A 17,877-nucleotide genomic window follows, 5' to 3' on the forward strand; every position below is an offset into this window, starting at 1 on the left:
TACCTCCAGAGATGACTAAATCCTTAGTCATCTCTGGAGGTAAAGCAAATTAAAAACTATTCGTCATAACGGCTGAAAAGATTTTGGCCCATTTCAATTTTTACATTTTCGGTAAGTAGGTCTTGACTCCATGTGTCAGCAAACCATGAGCGTCAATAAATTTTAACACCCCGATGACCAAACCAATTACAAACACGACTTTCAGCTTCAATTAATTCTTTATCTGTGTGATTCATAGACATCATTTCATTTTTCGGAGTTGAAGATCACGCTGATAATTCGATAGCTGAATGCGTTCTTTTTCAGTTTCGTAGTTAGCGTGAACGTCTTCCCAAAGCGGTGTTTGTTCAAGGCGTTCACACACAATATCCATTGGTGTTTTACCTTTAAATGAGCCGTGCGCGCGTTGCCAATTGTAGTAATGCTGCCACTCAGGCAACGTTTTATTTTTGAGTTCTTCCAAATCCAAATTAACGGTTGAATAAAACTCTTCTTTGTCAGTTCTTTGTGACCTTTCAACTTTGCCATTTAAATGAGGTGAGCCTGGCTTATTGGGGCGAAACTTAATGCCATGCTCCATCAATTTTAGCTGTACTTTTTCAGCAAAAAACTCCGTGCCACGATCAGTTTGGACTCGCTGTATTGGAAATGGCATTTCTTCTATTACCTTATCAATGAAGGCAAGAGTATTGGCTGCTGTTCTACGCTTAAAGACGTCCAAAACGCGATATCTAGAGCAATCATCAACAGAAGTATATTGATAAATTCCTGGTGCGATTTTACATGTATCCATCTGAACCCGGTCACCTGGAATAGGTCTTTGGTAACGAATGAAGTCTTTTTTCTTCCGCTGAAAAACTACTGGCTTTACTTCATGTTTGGTCAGCACTTTATGAATTGAAGCAAGTGATAAATTAAAGTTATGCTCGCGAAGAAGCTCGTTTTGAATTCTTCTGGCACCAAGCTTTCTATCTTTTCTCAGGCTAAGGATCCACTCTTCAATCCGATTATCAATTTTAGTGTTTGGAGAGTTGTGTGGGCGTCTAGAAACTTCCTGTAGACCGTCTAGACCTTTCTCCTTATATCGCTTATACCATTTTCGGAGAGTAGGCCTAGATATTCCACACCGACGACAAACTAGGCCCGCATTATTGGTCTCTTCGTATAGCTCAATCCACTTTAAACGCTGTTTAATTTCTTTGTTCATAGAGTCATAATATATTGAAATGATGTCCATGAATCACACACTGTAAAAAGTCTGTATCATGAAGATCGGGGGGCTTGTCTATGAACTAGGTCTTTTATGTTCGAGCTATTTAGGTAATTCTCGCGCTAATATTGCTAATGCCTTGATTAAAGTTTTACGTTCCTCACTAACATCATGGATGTACTCTTCAAGCTTTCCAGAGACAAACTTATTTTTGGACTCTCTTCTGCTTTGTCTTTCCTCTCTCAACCAACTATAAATTGTGCTTCTTGATATTTTCAGTTCTAGGGCAACATCAGATGCGTTTAGCCCTAATTCAAGAACTTTCTTTAAAGCTAACTTTTTTAATGAGTCGGGGTATCTGCTATTCAAGATTATCTCCAACGTAAAACTTAGTATTCCTAAGTATACAGTGTTTGATTAAACTTAGAGAATCTAAGTATCTTTGGTATCAACTATGAAGTCCACTTGCAAGCTTCTACTAACCCGATTCCCTCTCGACTTAAAAGTGCGAGAGTGTCACAAGGAATTTCTCAAAGAGAGCTCGGTATACGGATTGGCCTGGATGAAAGCTCCGCCAGTAGCCGAATGAATCATTATGAGAAAGGCAGACACGTGCCGGACATCCAGACTTTGAAAAAAATCGCCGACGAACTAGAAGTTCCACTGGCTTACTTTTTCTGTGAATCAGAACTATCAGCAGAGCTTAGCTGCTTGATCGAGAAGCTTAGTGATGAAGAAAAATCGAACTTAATAAACTCCCTTAAAAAGAAGTAGCTGCTATTCTCTGGCTTGATTTGTAGCATTGTCTCCCTTAATAACATCTTTAATGTGCAAAAACTAAAATGCACACTTCAAAAATACTCATTTTACACCCGAAAAATAACGTAATGTGCATGTTGCTTGGGGTATAAAGCAGCATCGTTTGAGCTTTTTAGTAGACGAAAACGGCGTTATTGAACACGTTTTCAATAAGTTCAAAACCAAAGAGCATCACACAGTAGTGTTAGATTACTTGGCAGATAACAAGTAACTCTTTATAAACGTATTTCGTTAGCGGTTTTATATCGATTTAACATTGACAAAAAGCTAATAAAAAAAGCGGTAGTTCACACTACCGCTTTTTTTATTTCACTGGATGTTAAATATTTACAGCTTATTCGCTTTCAGCCACCGGTAAACCGGCAGGGTTACTCGACCACGCTGTTATTACTGCTTTTACCAATGTTGCCAACGGTATAGCAAAGAAAACGCCCCAGAAGCCCCAAAGGCCACCAAATACCAGCACGGCAATAATGATGTACAGTGGGTGCAAACTTACTGCTTCAGAGAAAAGCAAAGGCACCAATAAGTTTCCATCTAATGCCTGAATAATCGAATAGGCAATAAACAAATACCAGAAATCAGGCGTTAAACCCCATTGAAACAATGCAACTATGGCAACAGGAATGGTAACCACCGCCGCGCCAATATAAGGAATTAGCACAGAAATACCTACCAATACACCAAGCAAAATGGCGTATCGCAAATCCATGAAGGCAAAGGTTACGCACGACACTAAGCTAACAATCACGATTTCTATCACTTTGCCGCGAATATAATTGGCAATCTGTGAATTCATTTCATGGCCAACTTGCGTAATCAAACGGCGCTCTCTAGGTAACAATTGAGAAATGCTTTCTAAGAAATACATTTTGTCTTTCAGCATGAAAAACACCATTAATGGTACAAGTACCGCATAAACTAACAACGCAGCCACATTGGCAATATTACTGAAAGAAGCCGATATTAAGGTCTCTCCCACACCAACAAGTTTGTCGTTTAGCCCTTCCATCATTTGATGAATTTGGTAAACCTGCACGTAGTCAGGGTATTTTTCTGGCAAGGTTAAGATCCAATCTTGGGCTTTTTGCCATATTAAAGGGGTTTCTTGAATAAGATTAATGCTTTGCCGAGTGACAATGGGCACTAACCCAATCAGCATGAAAATGACAAGGGTAATGAACCCCATTAGTACGATGCCGCAGGCAATAGCGCGCCCTACGCCAAATCTAACAAGGTGGGTAACCGGCCAATCAAGTAAATACGCCACAACGGCCGCCACTAAAACGGGCATGATAAGCTCGCCCCACAAAAGCAGTGCAGTTGTTGTAATAAGTATGAGAATAAGCAGCATGGCTGCATCAGGATCGGAAAATTTGCGTCGGTACCAGCGACCAAACACACTGATCATAAAAGCTTCCTGAGAAATGTTAAGATTAGGATACGCATCATAGTGTAAAGACTTAGCATCGGGCAATACACTTTCTATTTAAATCAATCTGGTAAGACGATTTAACAAGCAACACACGAGTCAATTGCCAAGGTTAACGATAATGACAGAGTGACACTAAAACTGGCATAAACGTACTTATCTAGGCAGAATGATAAAATTCACAATAAATAATTGAAACTGAAACGGTACTTTGATGCTCTAATACGTATTCCAGTATTGTTCAGTAAATCACAGGTACATGAAGAAAAGGTTATCTCAAAAACTCTTTGCGCTGTCTTTCCTTATTACAGCCAGTCTATCGAGTATTGCGCAAGACGCGAGTTATACGAATAAAAATGCGCTGCCTGAAATTGGTGTAGTGGCGTCTGACGCTATTTCTTTAGATAAAGAAATGATTGTTGGCGATGCCGTTATGCGTCAAATGCGTGGGCAAAGCCCGCTAATAGCCGATCCTGTTTTAGATGAATATCTACAAGATTTAGGTAACCGCTTAGTTATTCATGCCGAAAATGCCAAGTTCCCCTTTCGTTTCTTCTGGGTAAACAACGATGCGATTAACGCCTTCGCGTTCTTTGGTGGGCATATAGGTGTTCATACTGGCCTTATGCGAAGGGCAAATACTGAAAGTGAATTGGCCTCGGTATTGTCTCACGAAATTTCTCACGTTACACAAAGGCACATTGCTCGAAGCATGCAGGCACAACAACGTTCGTCGCCCTTAGCCATTGCGTCACTTATTGGTGGCGTATTAATTGCCATGGCAAACCCTCAAGCGGGTATGGCAGCAATGCAGGCTGGCCAAGCGGCCTCTGTACAAATGCAAATTGACTACACCCGTTCAAATGAACAAGAGGCTGACCGCATCGGAATTGCTATGTTGTCTCGGGCCGGGTTTGATGCCAATGGCGCTGCCGACTTCTTTTCAATTATGGCAGAAGAATATCGAAACGTTTCTCGTCCGCCAGCGCGCTTGTTAACGCACCCATTAACTGAGTCTCGTATTGCCGATGCCCGTTCACGAGCAGACGACTATCCTTCTCGCTTTGTGCCTGTAAGCAAACAGTTTGAACTGGCTAAAGCTAGGATCATGGCCAGATATTCATTCGAACCTGATTACGCCGTAGAGTATTTCACCGCACAGGTAGATAAAAAGGCTTATCGAGTAAGAGAAGCTTCGCTTTACGCCTTAGCATTGGCGTACATGCGTACCGAAGAATACGACAAAGCCCAAGAAATCATTATGGGTGAATTGTTAACCAAAGATAGCGGCAACCTGTTTTACCTAGACGCCGCAACAGATATTTACATTGCTAAAGGCGAGCCTTTGAAGGCGGTAGAAATGCTGTCACCTTTTGTAGAGAATAGCCCGCGCAATCAAGTACTGGCACTCAACCAAGCGAATGCCATGATAAGTGCAAGTCGTTACGATGATGCTATTAGCTTACTGAAAGACTTTTTATTGGTGAACGATGAATACCAAATTGCGCATCAGTTGATGTCAGAGGCGTATCAAAAAGCGAAGCGCTTTTCGCAAATGCATCAAAGTAAGGCAGAAGTGTACGCCTTGTATGGCGCTTATACTCGCGCCGTAGATGAATTACAGTATGCTTATAATTTTGCGAAAGACGACGACCATCTTCAAAAGCAGCGCATTAGGGCAAGAATAAAGCAATTTAGAGATCAAGAAGAGCGGTTACAGCGTTTATAGCGCCTGCAACGCCGCAATTTTGTCTTTTAAGATGTCAGCGGTTACCTCACCTAAAATCTCGGCTTGAACCTGCCCTTTCGGGCCCACAATATAAGTCGCCGGTAAATACGGCGGCTTTGTAATGGGAAGCTGGGTTTCTTCATTGGCTACAATCAAATTCAGCGTAATATCAAACTTGTTTGCCATGGCCTGTAAATCATCTTCCGGTAGCACGTCGTAATTAATCGCGAATAACAAAGTGTTTGGCGGTAGGTTTTCGCTTAAATGATGTAACTCAGGCATTTCTCTTAAACACGGCGCACACCAGGGTGCAAAGTAATTAATGATCACCCAATTACCTTCTAAATCACGCCATTTATATGTTTCGCCCTGAAGGGTTTCAAAGTCGGTTTGATGGTAATTGTAAAACCATACTCCAGCGGTTGCCGAAAGTAACATCACCAATATAATCAACAGCCCTTGCTTCACAGCGTTCGTCATTTTTAGCGTACCTTTTTTGCGTATTTCTTTACCGTACTTCTTTGCCATACTTCTTTGTCATAAGAGCAGCGTTATTATTTATAATAAATATAAACAACAATATAGATAACAACGGTGTGCAAACATGCCTTGCTGGGTATGTAATAGCAAGTATTTTCATGTATTTGGGAATGAGATTACCTTGGTATTTACGCCATATTAAACGCTTAGTTTGCACAAGCAGGGTTAATTGCTTAGCATCACCTTTCATTTATGGGGCCTACACACCAATATTATTGCGCTTTTGTCACTAATAAGGCCTTAGCACCTTGAAAAATACCTTCAAACAAGCAATAGTCAGCGCCAAAATTTGGCAATGATTTAACGATGAGGCGACATTATGTCTTCGGTTACTATTTTACATAACCCGCGCTGCTCTAAAAGCCGCCAAACCTTAGCACTACTTGAAGAAAAAGGTATCTCGCCTACCGTAGTAGAATATTTAAAAACGCCACTGAGTATCGATGAACTTAACACCTTGTTCGGGCAACTTAACATAGAAAATGTGCGAGACATGATGCGTACCAAAGAAGAAGCCTATAAAGCGAATGCATTAGGTGGTGCAGATATTACCGATGAGCAGCTTTTCGCCGCTATGGTAGAACACCCTAAGTTAATTGAGCGCCCTGTGGTGATTAACAACAATACAGCCCGTATTGGAAGGCCGCCAGAGGCCGTACTGGAAATCGTATAATGGGCCCTATTTTAATTCTTTATTACAGCCGCCATGGCAGTACCAAAAGGTTAGCCGATGCTATAGCACATGGGGCAATGGCTGAACTATCAAGCATGGAAGCCAATGCTATCTCTGCATCACCGGCTACCGCTGCATCATTTGTACGACCTGAAGTAATAGTGCGCAGCGTGGCAAGCCTAAACATTAACTCGAATAGTTCAAGTGATCAGGGCTCAGGCGAAGAAAATGCAGATGCTAGTTTAAAAGAGGCAAACCCTAACGCAGCCCCCACGGTAACCTTACAAGAACTCGAGCAGTGTAGCGCGCTTGCCCTAGGAAGCCCTACGCGATTTGGTAACATGGCTGCACCAGTGAAGCATTTTTTAGACAGCACCAGCAGCCAATGGTTAAAAGGATCGTTAATTAATAAGCCTGCGTGTGTATTTACATCAAGCTCTTCCATGCATGGCGGTCAAGAATCAACGCTGCTGTCTATGATGATTCCGCTATTTCACCATGGCATGGTGATGTGCGGCCTGCCCTACAGCGAGCCTGCGCTTCATCACACGCGAAGTGGTGGTAGCCCTTACGGTGTGAGCCATGTGGCCCTAGATAATGCGGTCACACTTACCGAAGATGAAAAATCTTTATGTATTGCTCAAGGTAAACGTCTGGCAAACTTAGCCAGTGCTTTGTGGCATGCAAATAACCAGGAGACAACACATGGCGCCTAATACGCGTTTTTATCGTTATTTGGCACTGGGTTGTCATACCTTATTAATTGTGTGGATTATTGCGTGGCAGTTTTTTCTTAATAAAACGCTAACGTACTCACCAATATTTATTACGCTAGTTTATTTAGTGCCGTTACTTTTACCTTACAAAGGCGTTATACAAGGTAAGCCGTATACTCACGCTTGGGCAAATTTCGTGGTACTGTTTTATCTAATGCACGGCTGTACTGTGGCTTATGCAGTGCCTGAAGAACGCTGGTATGCAGCAATTGAAATTCTGCTTTGTGTAGGAATGTTTGTTGGCTGCAGCGCGTTTGCGCGCAAACGTGGACGTGAACTTGGCCTTGGATTGAAAAAACTTAAACAAGTTATGCAAGAAGAAAAGGCGCATTTCGAACAAGGGGAATAACAATGAAGTGGCTACTACCAATTTCACTGCTGGCATTATACGGATGCGGCGGTTCAGGAGGCGATAGCAATGTCACTACACCCACCCCATCTTCGCCACCCAGTCTAACCATTCATGGCGCCAGCGAACTCATTGCTGGCGACTCTGCCGATTTTGCCGTTATTGCCCCATCAGGCACATCAATCACCAGCGTAAATTGGACTGTTAATGCGGTGAGTGGTGCAAGCACGGAAGCAGGCAGTATCGCTCCTCTTGCCTCTCACACCCAAGCCATAGGCTTCGATGTTACGGCGGCCGGTGAATACCTTATTTCGGTTACCGCATCGTTTTCAAGCGGCGAAACCTCTACCCACGAAACCTTAACCCACGAGCTTAGCCTTACCGTTATTGAAGATCAGCCCCCTGAAGCCATTTTACGCTTAGGTCACGAAGCCAGCGAAGGTGGCCGCGTTTCATTGCACGTAGATAACAACAGTTTAAAAACCGTAACGGACATTACCTGGGAACAGCTATCCGGGGCATCCATACCCGCATTTACCTTTGATGACGACGATTTATCCTACAACCTTTATTTTCAAGCACCCCAAGTCAGCGCAGACAGCATTGCAGAAATTCAAGCTACGCTAACTTTCGATGATGGTTCTACCTCAACCGATACCGTTCAGGTAGTGATAAAAAATATTGATATAAATTCGGATGCGTATTTCGTTGACGACTCAGGCAGTATTCCAGAAACCGTTACTTCGCACATGCTAGCGTACCGCCCGAATAGCCCCTATGCCTCTGCGTTGGAAGCTTGTGTATACAACAATGAACTAACATCAAGCTGCACCTTTGCCCAACTTCCTCTTATTGGGCAGCAAACAGAATCGCCAACAATTGATGATATTTTAGATAGAACCTATGTGTCTCACCCTTGGATGGGAGAAGCATTCGAGCAGTTCTTACAAACCTCTAACAGCAGCGAAGATTTGCTACAAATGCTAAGAGCAACCAGTGCGGTTGTGATTTCTTACGATATTCGCCCCTCGTTTTATTGGGCGGTTACCGGTGCTATTTATCTGGACGCGAATAATTTTTGGCGCAGCCCTGAAGAACGAGACACCATTAATACCCAGCCCGACTATCGTAGCGGCTTTGGTAGTGATTTAGATTTTTCTATTTTTTGGCGATATGTGAAAGACGCTGAATACTACTACCCACAAACTGGCTTGGCAGCGTCAACAAGGTCAACCCGTACACAACAAGGTGTCGATGCCGCACTAACATGGTTGATGTACCACGAACTCGCCCATGCGAATGATTTCTTCGACTACACAACTTGGTCGACCTTATCTAACAGTAATACACCTTTAAACTACGTTAACAACAACACGCCTTTATCTACAGGCCTTGAAAACACCTTGCCACTGACTTCATCTCAACTGCATGCGCTGGCGCAGGTACGCTACGGCGGCGATGAAGCCAACAGTACACAGCGCGCTTATTCAGCGGCTCAAGTAGCCAATTGGTTTGCAAGCGACGGCGCAGTGACCTTTTATTCCTATTATACCGAAAGAGAAGACTTTGCTAATTTGGTCGAGCGTTTCATGATGCTTTATCGAATGGGCGCCAGTGCCGATGTGGGTATATTTTCGGGTGATGCAGTAGACGATGGTTCTTATAATGTCACTTGGGGGCAACGAGATCGTATAAACGATGACAACCTTCAATTACGAGCAGATTATGCGGTTAGCCGCGTATTACCCGAACTCGACATTCCGGCTATTCAAGCTGCAATGCCAACACCGACTTTATTTCCTGCCGGAAGCACGTGGTTTAATACGGTGGATTTAGACAATGACGGTAGTGTTGAGCTAACAAGCGATGAAAAGAATGCGATTATAAAAGCACAAGAGAAGCTTGAAGAGCGTCAATATTAGGAAGAGAAACCCGGTACTGATATTACCGCAGAGCGATAGCGGCAGGAATAAAGCTGTGCTAATTAAAGCCCGAGTTCTCGCTTAACCATCGCCACCGAGAGCTTTTTTTGTTCCTGCAATGAACGGGTATCAAGCCTTGCTAGTAAGCTTAACAAGCTACGTAAATCTCGGTCGCTGTGGTGCAGCAAAAACTGCAATGCCTGTTCTGACAACCGCAATCCGCGTTGATTAGCACGCAATCGAACCACTTCCTTACGCGATTCATCATTAAGCGCCGTTAAATGATAAATTACGCCCCACGCAAGCCTAGAACTTAAATCGGGTAATTGAAATGCGGGATGTGACGGTCCATGCTGACTGCTACCAACAATGAGTGCGTGAGGGTTTTCTATCACCCGATTGAAAAGGTCGAATAAGGCTTCTTCCCATCGCGGATGACCAGCAATGGCATGTATATTATCTAAACAGATAACCGAAAGGTTTTCTAACCCATCAAAAATATCAAAAGACCACTGGGCATGGCCATTTAAATTCAGATAAAGGTGATTCACGTTTTGCTGCGCCAGTTGATGACACAAGGCATACAGTAAATGGCTTTTACCTAACCCCTGCCCACCTAAAAGGGTAACCAATGGCAGATGTAGTGCAGAAAGCGATGCCAACGACGGCGCATCCTGCCATGCAGGCATAGCACTTGGAATACCCTTAAGTAACGCCACCACTTCTTGGTTTCCTGTATCAATAAAACTGTCAAAGGTTTCATCTGTGGGTAGCGTTACAGGGAGAGTTAGCTGCATAGCAAGGGGGTCATTCATTCCAGTAAAAAGTATATCCTTCTACAACTTGACCGAAGGAATCTGTTACAGGCCGCAGTTTAGATTCAAGCCTTACCGTATTGAGTAAATCTTCCGGGGTACCAAGCAAGGTTAAGTTGTACGTGGCTACGGAACCGGTTTGGCCGGTTAACATGGCTTCTTCTATCACGCTTAAGCTTTTCAAATACGCATTAGCATTAGCGTATTTTTTCAATGAGTCTACGTTGGCAACCGACACAGAGATTTGCACTCTTTCTGCGTCTACCGCACCGGGTATCACTGCATATTGTGAAGATAGATAGTTGGCATAAGCATCAACCAATTGCTGCGTGAGAGAGGTGGGTTCATCGGCGAAAATAGACCCGTAGCTTACTTTGCCATTGCCCACAAACACCCAATCAAGCGCATACTCTCCCTCTTGCGCTTTTTGTGCGTATTGGGTGAATTCGTCCATCGTGAAAGGCGGCAATGCTTGCACTTCATTCACCATCGCAGTTGATACTTCATCGCCTACAAGGCTTGCTTGTTGTTCTTCGTTTGCCTGCAGATTCACGCCATCAACTTCATCTAAATCGAGTTGACCACTTAGTGGTTGCTCTGTGCCTGCACGCGCATTTTGGTTTTCATTATCAGCGTAGCTATTATCTTCGTAATTAGTATCTTGGTAAACACCACCTTCACCAGTTCCAGACGAAGCAGGCAACCCTTCAGGGATAGACGGCATCTCGCCAGGGGTATTTTTATATAGGCGAGCGCCAATAATATTATCAACACCATAACGCTGCGATGATGCTGTTAAAGACTGAACAAACCTACCCCACACATCGTAAATTGAAATACTGGCTGAATCGGTTAAATCCATTAGCGGTAAGCTTACCGGCACACCGCGGGTTTTCGCGGTGTGAACCAACATTTCCCCTACAGGCGTTGGTGTACTTTCATCTAAAATGATGCGTTCGTTATCGTCGGTTTCTGTGGCCAACCACACAATAGTTTCTGGTCTACGTTCGCCCCACAAAGGCAGGCCTTCACGTTTCATCAGCTCAGTCAGCTTAGTTTTATCAAACTCAGCGACATAATAGGTTTCGTTGCCTGAATAGGAAAAACGGTACGAGCGAAGGTACGCTTCAGGCGTTCTAAGTGCGGCCCTTACGCCAGGGTTCTGCAACACCTCGGTATTTCCTGATACCTTCACCATTACTTGAGTTAGGGCTTTTTTTACTGCGTTGGCTTGTGTTTTTTGACTCTGATCACTAACAGGTATCTGTGCTTCATTAACCACCACGTGCTGCGTAGCATGGGCACTCATTGTGCACACCGCTATTGCCACCCCTACACCGCGAATTAATTGTTGCTGAAACATACGCCTAATTTTCCTGTTCCGATAAGAAATCAATTTCTTCACTACTCCACTACAACGTCAAAAGATCGTTGCCCGCTATTCTCTGTCATATTCATGTTTATTTCATCTATAAATATAAAAAACGAAGTTTGAAGCCGCTAAAAAAGGTAATTCATACTCAAATTACACTTTTTTCACATGATCTGACCCTTATCCGCCTTAGTCAATTGGACTTGTGGTGACTTACTGGTAGAATCCGCGTTTTTCTACCTCTTACTCTTAGTTCTAGGGCGCAAACGTGAGCGAAAATAAAACCTCTCTTAGTTATAAAGATGCTGGTGTCGATATTGATGCGGGAAACCAACTTGTCGACCGTATTAAATCCGTTACTAAAAGGACTCACCGTCCGGAAGTAAAAGGAAACCTTGGTGGGTTTGGCGCATTATGTTCGCTTCCAACAAAATATAAGAACCCGTTGCTGGTTTCTGGAACCGATGGTGTAGGCACTAAGCTTCGTGTTGCTATGGATGCAAACCGTCACGATGGTGTGGGTATCGACTTGGTTGCTATGTGCGTTAATGACCTTATTGTACAAGGCGCAGAGCCGTTGTTTTTCTTAGATTATTACGCAACTGGCAAGCTGGATGTTGATGTTGCTGCATCGGTAGTAACCGGTATTGGTAATGGTTGTGAGCAAGCGGGTTGTGCCCTAATTGGTGGTGAAACCGCAGAAATGCCGGGAATGTACCATGGCGGCGATTACGACATTGCAGGTTTCTGCGTAGGCGTAGTTGAAGCCGAAAAGGTTATTGACGGCACTAAAGTGAAGCCTGGCCAGAAACTTATCGCACTAGGGTCGTCAGGTCCTCACTCTAACGGTTACTCACTGGTACGTAAGATTTTAGAAGTGAGCAACGCCGACGTAAATCAAGATTTAGACGGCAAACCGCTTATCGAGCATTTACTTGAGCCTACCCGTATTTATGTAAAATCTGTATTGGCATTGCTTGAGAAAGTGGAAGTTAGCGCCATTTCACACATTACTGGCGGCGGCTTTTGGGAAAACATCCCTCGCGTATTACCTGATGATGCAAAAGTGGTTATTGACGAGAAAAGTTGGCAGTGGCCTTCAGTATTTAGCTGGCTACAAGAGAACGGCAACGTTACTCGTCATGAAATGTACCGTACGTTCAACTGTGGTGTGGGCTTAGTTATTGTTATTAATGAAGCTGATGTAGATACCACTATTGCAACCTTGAAAGAGCACGGTGAAAACGCCTGGTTAATTGGTGACATTCAAGCCAAAGACGGTGAGCAGCAAGTTGAGATAAACGCGTGAGCACTCCATCAACCAGACTTTGCGTTTTAATTTCAGGTAACGGCAGTAACTTACAAGCCATTATTGATAACATCAGCGCTGAAAAGCTCGATGCTGAAATATGTGGTGTTATTAGTAACCGCCCTAATGCGTACGGTTTAACCCGTGCGCAAGAAGCCGGTATTACCGCAATTAGCCTAGACCACATGCAGCATGACAGTCGGGAAAGCTACGACAAGACATTGCAAGCTGAAATTGAATCATTAAATCCAGACTATATTGTACTTGCGGGCTTCATGCGTATCCTAACGCCTGAGTTTGTAAATACTTTTTCTGGAAAATTAGTGAACATTCATCCCTCTTTGTTGCCCAAATACAAAGGATTGAATACGCATCAGCAAGCCATTGATAATGGCGACGAAGAACACGGCGTTAGCGTGCACTTTGTTACGCCTGAGTTAGATGGCGGCCCAGTCATCATTCAAAGCCGCGTGCCGGTTTTCGAAGATGACACTGCGGTAGACTTAGCAGATCGTGTTCAAGAACAGGAGCGTCGCATATACCCATTAGTGCTTTCTTGGTTCAGTGCGGGGCGACTTAAGATGGTAAATAATAAGGCTATCCTAGATGAGCAAGAACTCCCAGAATCGGGTTATGCAAACGAGTAAACGCAGCTATGTAGCAGCGTTTCTTTTGGCTTTTGTGGGCGCTAGCGCCCACGCAGCCGATACAACAGAGAGTAAACTTCAACCCTACGAGGCAGTTTATACGGCTTACAAATGGGGCGATGATGTGGGCGAAGCTCGCATTAAACTTGAAGCGTTAAGCAATACACAATATTCCCTCACTTACTCTTCCAAAGTGTCAAAATTCTTTTTATCTGACAAACGCTACGAGCACTCTATTTTTAAAGTAGAAGACAGTACCGTATTACCTATTGAGTATCATTATACTCGCACAGGTACAGGGCCAGATAAAAAGCTCACCGTTAATTTCAACACCGATAACGGCGGCAAAATAGCGGTTGAGAATGGCGAAGAATTTGTTTGGAACGGCCAGTTCGACAACCAAATTTACCGCGTAGACTTGGCAAACCAATTAGCCTCTGGCGAAACTAACCTAACCTACGACTTTGTTAACTATCGTGGTGAATTACGTACTTACGGTGTAGAAGTGGTGGCTAACGAAAGCCTGTCATTACCTTACGGTGAATTCGACACGGTGAAAGTAAAACTTATTCGCGACTCTAAAACCCGTGAAACCTTTGCGTGGTTTGCTCCATCATTAAACTATACCTTGGTGCGTTTGCAGCAATTTAAAGATGGTGAAGAACAAGGCGATATTAAATTGAAGTCTTACGCCACTCAGTAAACGTTGCTTGCACTGTTTGTAGGTGGGGACATCATCGATGGATGAGCCCCACCTGTTTTCTCTTCTCTCTTTTCTCTTTTCTCTTTTCTCTTTTCTCTACAAATCTTTATCATGCCACGTGGTTGACAACAAGTTAGCTTGGCAACCCATATATACCGCAGTTTAACTTGCACTATAACCATTACTTTTAATGCAAAATTCATGTAAAAATCTTGATCTTTGAGCCATTAAATAATAGGTTTAACCCATGCTGGTCTGACCTCAATTTGATAGTTGCGCACAATCATGCGTAATGAACCAAAATAAGAGGAACGATGAGCGTTACATTTAACGCCTTTTCAGGAGCGAAGTATGGCAGATTTTATTTGGTTTTTATTGGTAGTGTTAGCTTTGGCCGTTGCCAGCTATCAACGTACCAGCTTAGTAACAGCAGTGTGTATTGCTGGCGGAGTCATGATATTAGGGACTCTATTTGGTGATATTGGTTTACTTGGTTGGATTGTATTCCTAGCACTTACGCTGCCGTTTACCCTTTCTAATATTCGTCAGCAGCACATCACTAAAAAGTTATTAGCGTTTTACCGAAAGGTAATGCCAGAAATGTCTAGTACCGAGCAAGAAGCAATCGATGCAGGGACAGTATGGTGGGACGGTGATATTTTCAGTGGTAAGCCTGATTGGGAAAAACTTCACCGTATTCCAAAAGGTCGCTTAACGGCTGAGGAACAAGCGTTCCTAGACGGCCCGGTTGAAGAAGTATGCTCAATGGTAGATGAATGGCAAATTAACCATAAAGATGCCGACTTATCTCCTGAAATTTGGGCATACCTTAAAGAACATAAGTTCTTTGCCATGATTATCAAAAAAGAATACGGCGGCCTAGCGTTTTCAGCATTCGCTCAGTCTCGCGTTCTTCAAAAGCTTGCTGGCGTTAGCGCCGTACTTTCAAGTACGGTTGGTGTTCCTAACTCGTTAGGTCCAGGTGAGCTACTTCAACACTATGGCACAAAAGAACAACAAGACCATTACTTACCTCGCCTAGCGGCAGGTCAAGAAGTTCCTTGTTTTGCATTAACGGGCCCTGAAGCGGGTTCAGATGCCGGCGCAATTCCTGATGTCGGTGTGGTATGTAAAGGCGAGTGGAACGGTGAAGAAGTGCTAGGTATGCGCCTAACTTTCGACAAGCGTTATATTACCCTTGCGCCAGTGGCTACGGTCATTGGTCTAGCGTTTAAGCTTCAAGATCCAGACGGTTTGTTAAGTGAGAATAAAGAGCCAGGTATTACTTGTGCACTTATCCCTCGCGATACTAAGGGCCTAGAAATTGGTCGTCGTCACTTCCCGCTAAATACGCCTTTCCAAAATGGTCCTATTCGCGGTAACGACATTTTCGTTCCAATCGATTACATCATCGGTGGCCCAGCAATGGCAGGTAGAGGCTGGCGTATGCTGGTTGAATGCTTATCAGTAGGCCGTTGTATTACCCTACCGTCTTCTGCTGCAGGTGGCGCTAAATCTGTATCATTGGCAACGGGTGCGTATGCGCGTATTCGCCGTCAGTTCCGTATGCCTGTTGGCCATATGGAAGGCGTGGAAGAAATGCTAGCCCGTATCGGTGGTAATGCGTACTTGATGGATGGCGTAACACGCTTTTCAACAGTTGGTGTTGATTTGGGTGAGAAGCCGTCTGTTATTTCGGCAATCTGTAAATACCACCTTACTGAAAAGATGCGTCAGATTATAAATGATTCAATGGACGTTCATGGCGGTAAGGGCGTAATGCTTGGGCCAAATAACTATTTGGGCCGTGGTTACCAAGGTGTTCCAGTTTCAATTACTGTTGAAGGCGCGAACATTCTTACTCGTAACATGATGATTTTCGGTCAAGGCGCAATGCGCTGTCACCCTTTCGTATTGAAAGAAATTCAAGCCGCATCAATTGAAGACAAGAAAGAAAGCATAACCGCTTTTGATAAAGCCGTATTTGGTCACATTGGTTTTGCCATTTCAAATACCGTTCGTAGTGTTTGGTTCTCGCTGACAAGTGGCGTATTTAGCAGTGCACCCTTCACTGACGAAACGGCTCACTACTACAAGCTGTTACAAGGCTACAGTGCAAACTTAGCGTTGCTTACTGATGTTTCTATGGGTGTGTTAGGCGGTGACTTAAAACGTCGTGAGCGCTTATCTGCACGCTTAGGTGACATTTTAAGCGGCTTGTACCTAGGTAGTACTACCTTGAAACGTTTTGACGAAGATGGTCGCTTAAAAGAAGACTTACCACTACTTCATTGGGCAATGCAAAACACCTTGCATGACATTGAAACAGCCATTGATGACTTCTTAGCGAACTTCCCTAACAAAGCCATTGGTATTGTGCTTCGTGGTATTGTTATTCCGTTTGGTCGTCGTGTTGGTAAGCCTTCTGATAAAACCGAGCATGCTATTGCGCAAATGCTGCAAACCCCTTGTAGCGCACGTAGTCGCTTAGGTTATGGTCAGTATCTGTCTCGTGAAGAAGGTAACTTGTTCGGTGACTTAGAACAGACTCTTGATGACGTGTTAGCAGCCGAGCCAATCTTCGAGCGCATTTGCAAACATAAGAAAGCGAAACTGCCTTTCACACGTTTAGCGGCGTTAGCAGACGAAGCGCTTAGTGAAGACATCATTAATGAAGAAGAAGCTGACTTACTTCGTCGTACAGAAGCAGGAAGACTGAGAACCATTAACGTGGACGATTTTGACCACGAAGAATTAGTGGCTAAGGTTAACTCTTCTAGCGAAATAAAGAAACGAGGAGGCAAAGCTGCTTAGTTTAACCCTTCTCAAAAAGGGCCGCTTCGGCGGCCTTTTTTTATGCACTAAAGTGACTGCTATTTTTTGGTTATCTTTGCTCGTGATTGCGCCTGCTCAGGCAGAATCGCAACACGCCATGGTTTCGTTACCTTCTGATACCTTTCAGTGTGGTAATTCGGAACAAGCCAAAAAACTTGCCCAACTTATTGTGAATGATAAAAACCAAGCCCGAACCCAAATTCACTGTAACCCCACCCTAGTTGCCATTGCAGAGCAAAAGGCAAAAGACATGGCAGAAGAAGGTTTAGTGTCGCATTTCTTAGGTGGCAGCCCAAACACACGTTTGCGAAACGCAGGGTTAACACTCCCGTCGTATTACGGCGATGCGATGAGCAATCAGGTTGAGGCATTGGCTGGTGGTTATCAAACAGCTAAAAAGGTGTGGCACGCATTAAAAAGCTCGTTCTCCCACAAACAGCATTTGCTTGGTGAAATTCCTTTTTATGCTGAACAAAATGAAATCGGGATCGCCTTTTTTAAAGATTATAAAACGCCACATGTAGAATACTGGGCAATTTATCTCACTAAACTAAGTGGTGATGCACAACAGCAATCGTTTAGTGAAGTGCCCGATAAGGGGCTAGGCATTGTTACCGAAAATGGTGAAATTACCCCAATGCAATAGTGAACTACACTCTTAAAAATTGTGGCAATTGCAGTAAAAACAAAAAAGCCGGTGTTTTTAATAACACCGGCTTTTTTAATTTGTAACGCTTGCTTGTACG

17 protein-coding genes and 1 pseudogene are annotated in these 17,877 nt (G+C 43.7%); 12 read left to right on the forward strand and 6 right to left on the reverse strand.

What is annotated here, in order from left to right; genetic code table 11:
* Window positions 1-241: 241 nt before the first annotated feature.
* Both FLAVO9R_RS08755 and FLAVO9R_RS08760 read right to left on the reverse strand, forming a co-directional pair.
* Complete coding sequence (locus FLAVO9R_RS08755; protein ID WP_159534512.1) at window positions 242-1,207, reverse strand: IS481 family transposase; 966 nt, start codon at window positions 1,205-1,207, stop codon at window positions 242-244.
* Window positions 1,208-1,312: 105 nt separating this feature from the next.
* Window positions 1,313-1,579: a transposase gene (locus FLAVO9R_RS08760; RefSeq protein WP_159530546.1), complete on the reverse strand. Its 267-nt coding sequence runs from the start codon at window positions 1,577-1,579 to the stop codon at window positions 1,313-1,315.
* Window positions 1,580-1,675: 96 nt separating this feature from the next.
* On the opposite strand from FLAVO9R_RS08760, the gene FLAVO9R_RS08765 reads away from it, so the two are divergent.
* Both FLAVO9R_RS08765 and FLAVO9R_RS08770 read left to right on the forward strand, forming a co-directional pair.
* Complete coding sequence (locus FLAVO9R_RS08765) at window positions 1,676-1,984, forward strand: helix-turn-helix domain-containing protein (protein ID WP_201299253.1); 309 nt, start codon at window positions 1,676-1,678, stop codon at window positions 1,982-1,984.
* A gap of 142 nt (window positions 1,985-2,126) precedes the next feature.
* A pseudogene (locus FLAVO9R_RS08770) lies at window positions 2,127-2,240 on the forward strand (thioredoxin-dependent thiol peroxidase); the annotation flags it as partial.
* Between the two features lie 123 nt (window positions 2,241-2,363).
* Here the strand turns inward: FLAVO9R_RS08770 and FLAVO9R_RS08775 are convergent.
* On the reverse strand, window positions 2,364-3,440 hold the full coding sequence (locus FLAVO9R_RS08775) for an AI-2E family transporter (RefSeq protein WP_159530548.1): 1,077 nt from the start codon (window positions 3,438-3,440) through the stop codon (window positions 2,364-2,366).
* A gap of 280 nt (window positions 3,441-3,720) precedes the next feature.
* Here FLAVO9R_RS08775 and FLAVO9R_RS08780 point away from each other — a divergent pair, with 280 nt between their 5' ends.
* Window positions 3,721-5,190: a M48 family metalloprotease gene (locus FLAVO9R_RS08780; RefSeq protein WP_159530550.1), complete on the forward strand. Its 1,470-nt coding sequence runs from the start codon at window positions 3,721-3,723 to the stop codon at window positions 5,188-5,190.
* Here the strand turns inward: FLAVO9R_RS08780 and FLAVO9R_RS08785 are convergent.
* Entirely contained in the window at window positions 5,185-5,718 is a 534-nt protein-coding gene (locus FLAVO9R_RS08785) for a TlpA family protein disulfide reductase (protein WP_232370615.1), read from the reverse strand. The two genes, FLAVO9R_RS08780 and FLAVO9R_RS08785, sit on opposite strands and share 6 nt — an antisense overlap.
* A gap of 331 nt (window positions 5,719-6,049) precedes the next feature.
* Here FLAVO9R_RS08785 and arsC point away from each other — a divergent pair, with 331 nt between their 5' ends.
* The 4 genes from arsC to FLAVO9R_RS08805 are packed head-to-tail and all read left to right on the forward strand — an operon-like array spanning window position 6,050 to window position 9,450.
* Complete coding sequence (gene arsC / locus FLAVO9R_RS08790; protein WP_159530553.1) at window positions 6,050-6,403, forward strand: arsenate reductase (glutaredoxin); 354 nt, start codon at window positions 6,050-6,052, stop codon at window positions 6,401-6,403.
* Window positions 6,403-7,119: an NAD(P)H-dependent oxidoreductase gene (locus FLAVO9R_RS08795; RefSeq protein WP_159530555.1), complete on the forward strand. Its 717-nt coding sequence runs from the start codon at window positions 6,403-6,405 to the stop codon at window positions 7,117-7,119. Before arsC ends, FLAVO9R_RS08795 begins: the two co-directional genes overlap by 1 nt.
* Complete coding sequence (locus tag FLAVO9R_RS08800) at window positions 7,109-7,528, forward strand: DUF2069 domain-containing protein (protein ID WP_013784241.1); 420 nt, start codon at window positions 7,109-7,111, stop codon at window positions 7,526-7,528. The genes FLAVO9R_RS08795 and FLAVO9R_RS08800 overlap by 11 nt, the downstream gene beginning before the upstream one ends.
* 2 nt (window positions 7,529-7,530) lie before the next feature.
* On the forward strand, window positions 7,531-9,450 hold the full coding sequence (locus FLAVO9R_RS08805) for a hypothetical protein (protein ID WP_159530557.1): 1,920 nt from the start codon (window positions 7,531-7,533) through the stop codon (window positions 9,448-9,450).
* 62 nt (window positions 9,451-9,512) lie between these two features.
* Here the strand turns inward: FLAVO9R_RS08805 and hda are convergent, their stop codons facing one another.
* Together hda and FLAVO9R_RS08815 are read right to left on the reverse strand one after the other, a co-directional pair.
* On the reverse strand, window positions 9,513-10,247 hold the full coding sequence (hda, locus tag FLAVO9R_RS08810) for a DnaA regulatory inactivator Hda (protein WP_159534520.1): 735 nt from the start codon (window positions 10,245-10,247) through the stop codon (window positions 9,513-9,515).
* 10 nt (window positions 10,248-10,257) lie between these two features.
* Window positions 10,258-11,628, reverse strand: a complete 1,371-nt coding sequence (locus FLAVO9R_RS08815) for a DUF2066 domain-containing protein (protein ID WP_159530559.1) — start codon at window positions 11,626-11,628, stop codon at window positions 10,258-10,260.
* 277 nt (window positions 11,629-11,905) lie between these two features.
* On the opposite strand from FLAVO9R_RS08815, the gene purM reads away from it, so the two are divergent.
* The 5 genes from purM (at window position 11,906) to FLAVO9R_RS08840 (ending at window position 17,777) form a co-directional block, all read left to right on the forward strand.
* Complete coding sequence (purM, locus tag FLAVO9R_RS08820) at window positions 11,906-12,946, forward strand: phosphoribosylformylglycinamidine cyclo-ligase (protein WP_159530560.1); 1,041 nt, start codon at window positions 11,906-11,908, stop codon at window positions 12,944-12,946.
* Entirely contained in the window at window positions 12,943-13,593 is a 651-nt protein-coding gene (purN, locus tag FLAVO9R_RS08825) for a phosphoribosylglycinamide formyltransferase (protein WP_159530562.1), read from the forward strand. Before purM ends, purN begins: the two co-directional genes overlap by 4 nt.
* Window positions 13,553-14,296, forward strand: coding sequence for a DUF3108 domain-containing protein (locus FLAVO9R_RS08830; protein WP_201299254.1), 744 nt, complete (start codon window positions 13,553-13,555; stop codon window positions 14,294-14,296). The genes purN and FLAVO9R_RS08830 overlap by 41 nt, the downstream gene beginning before the upstream one ends.
* Window positions 14,297-14,647: 351 nt before the next feature.
* Entirely contained in the window at window positions 14,648-17,110 is a 2,463-nt protein-coding gene (gene fadE, locus FLAVO9R_RS08835) for an acyl-CoA dehydrogenase FadE (RefSeq protein WP_159530564.1), read from the forward strand.
* 118 nt (window positions 17,111-17,228) lie between these two features.
* The gene (locus tag FLAVO9R_RS08840; RefSeq protein WP_246604375.1) at window positions 17,229-17,777 is read left to right on the forward strand and encodes a CAP domain-containing protein; all 549 of its coding nucleotides are present in this window, start codon (window positions 17,229-17,231) and stop codon (window positions 17,775-17,777) included.
* The last annotated feature ends 100 nt before the right edge of the window (window positions 17,778-17,877 follow it).

Source organism: Alteromonas sp. 38 (genome assembly GCF_902506055.1).
GTDB lineage: Bacteria > Pseudomonadota > Gammaproteobacteria > Enterobacterales > Alteromonadaceae > Alteromonas > Alteromonas lipotrueae.

Coding starts and splice junctions, on each gene's coding strand:
- FLAVO9R_RS08755 (WP_159534512.1), bottom strand. CDS start 1,207: ATGAACAAAGAAATTAAACAGCGTTTAAAGTGGATTGAGCTATACGAA.
- FLAVO9R_RS08775 (WP_159530548.1), bottom strand. CDS start 3,440: ATGATCAGTGTGTTTGGTCGCTGGTACCGACGCAAATTTTCCGATCCT.
- FLAVO9R_RS08780 (WP_159530550.1), top strand. CDS start 3,721: ATGAAGAAAAGGTTATCTCAAAAACTCTTTGCGCTGTCTTTCCTTATT.
- FLAVO9R_RS08785 (WP_232370615.1), bottom strand. CDS start 5,718: ATGGCAAAGAAGTACGGTAAAGAAATACGCAAAAAAGGTACGCTAAAA.
- arsC (WP_159530553.1), top strand. CDS start 6,050: ATGTCTTCGGTTACTATTTTACATAACCCGCGCTGCTCTAAAAGCCGC.
- FLAVO9R_RS08795 (WP_159530555.1), top strand. CDS start 6,403: ATGGGCCCTATTTTAATTCTTTATTACAGCCGCCATGGCAGTACCAAA.
- FLAVO9R_RS08800 (WP_013784241.1), top strand. CDS start 7,109: ATGGCGCCTAATACGCGTTTTTATCGTTATTTGGCACTGGGTTGTCAT.
- FLAVO9R_RS08805 (WP_159530557.1), top strand. CDS start 7,531: ATGAAGTGGCTACTACCAATTTCACTGCTGGCATTATACGGATGCGGC.
- hda (WP_159534520.1), bottom strand. CDS start 10,247: ATGCAGCTAACTCTCCCTGTAACGCTACCCACAGATGAAACCTTTGAC.
- FLAVO9R_RS08815 (WP_159530559.1), bottom strand. CDS start 11,628: ATGTTTCAGCAACAATTAATTCGCGGTGTAGGGGTGGCAATAGCGGTG.
- FLAVO9R_RS08830 (WP_201299254.1), top strand. CDS start 13,553: ATGAGCAAGAACTCCCAGAATCGGGTTATGCAAACGAGTAAACGCAGC.
- fadE (WP_159530564.1), top strand. CDS start 14,648: ATGGCAGATTTTATTTGGTTTTTATTGGTAGTGTTAGCTTTGGCCGTT.
- FLAVO9R_RS08840 (WP_246604375.1), top strand. CDS start 17,229: ATGGTTTCGTTACCTTCTGATACCTTTCAGTGTGGTAATTCGGAACAA.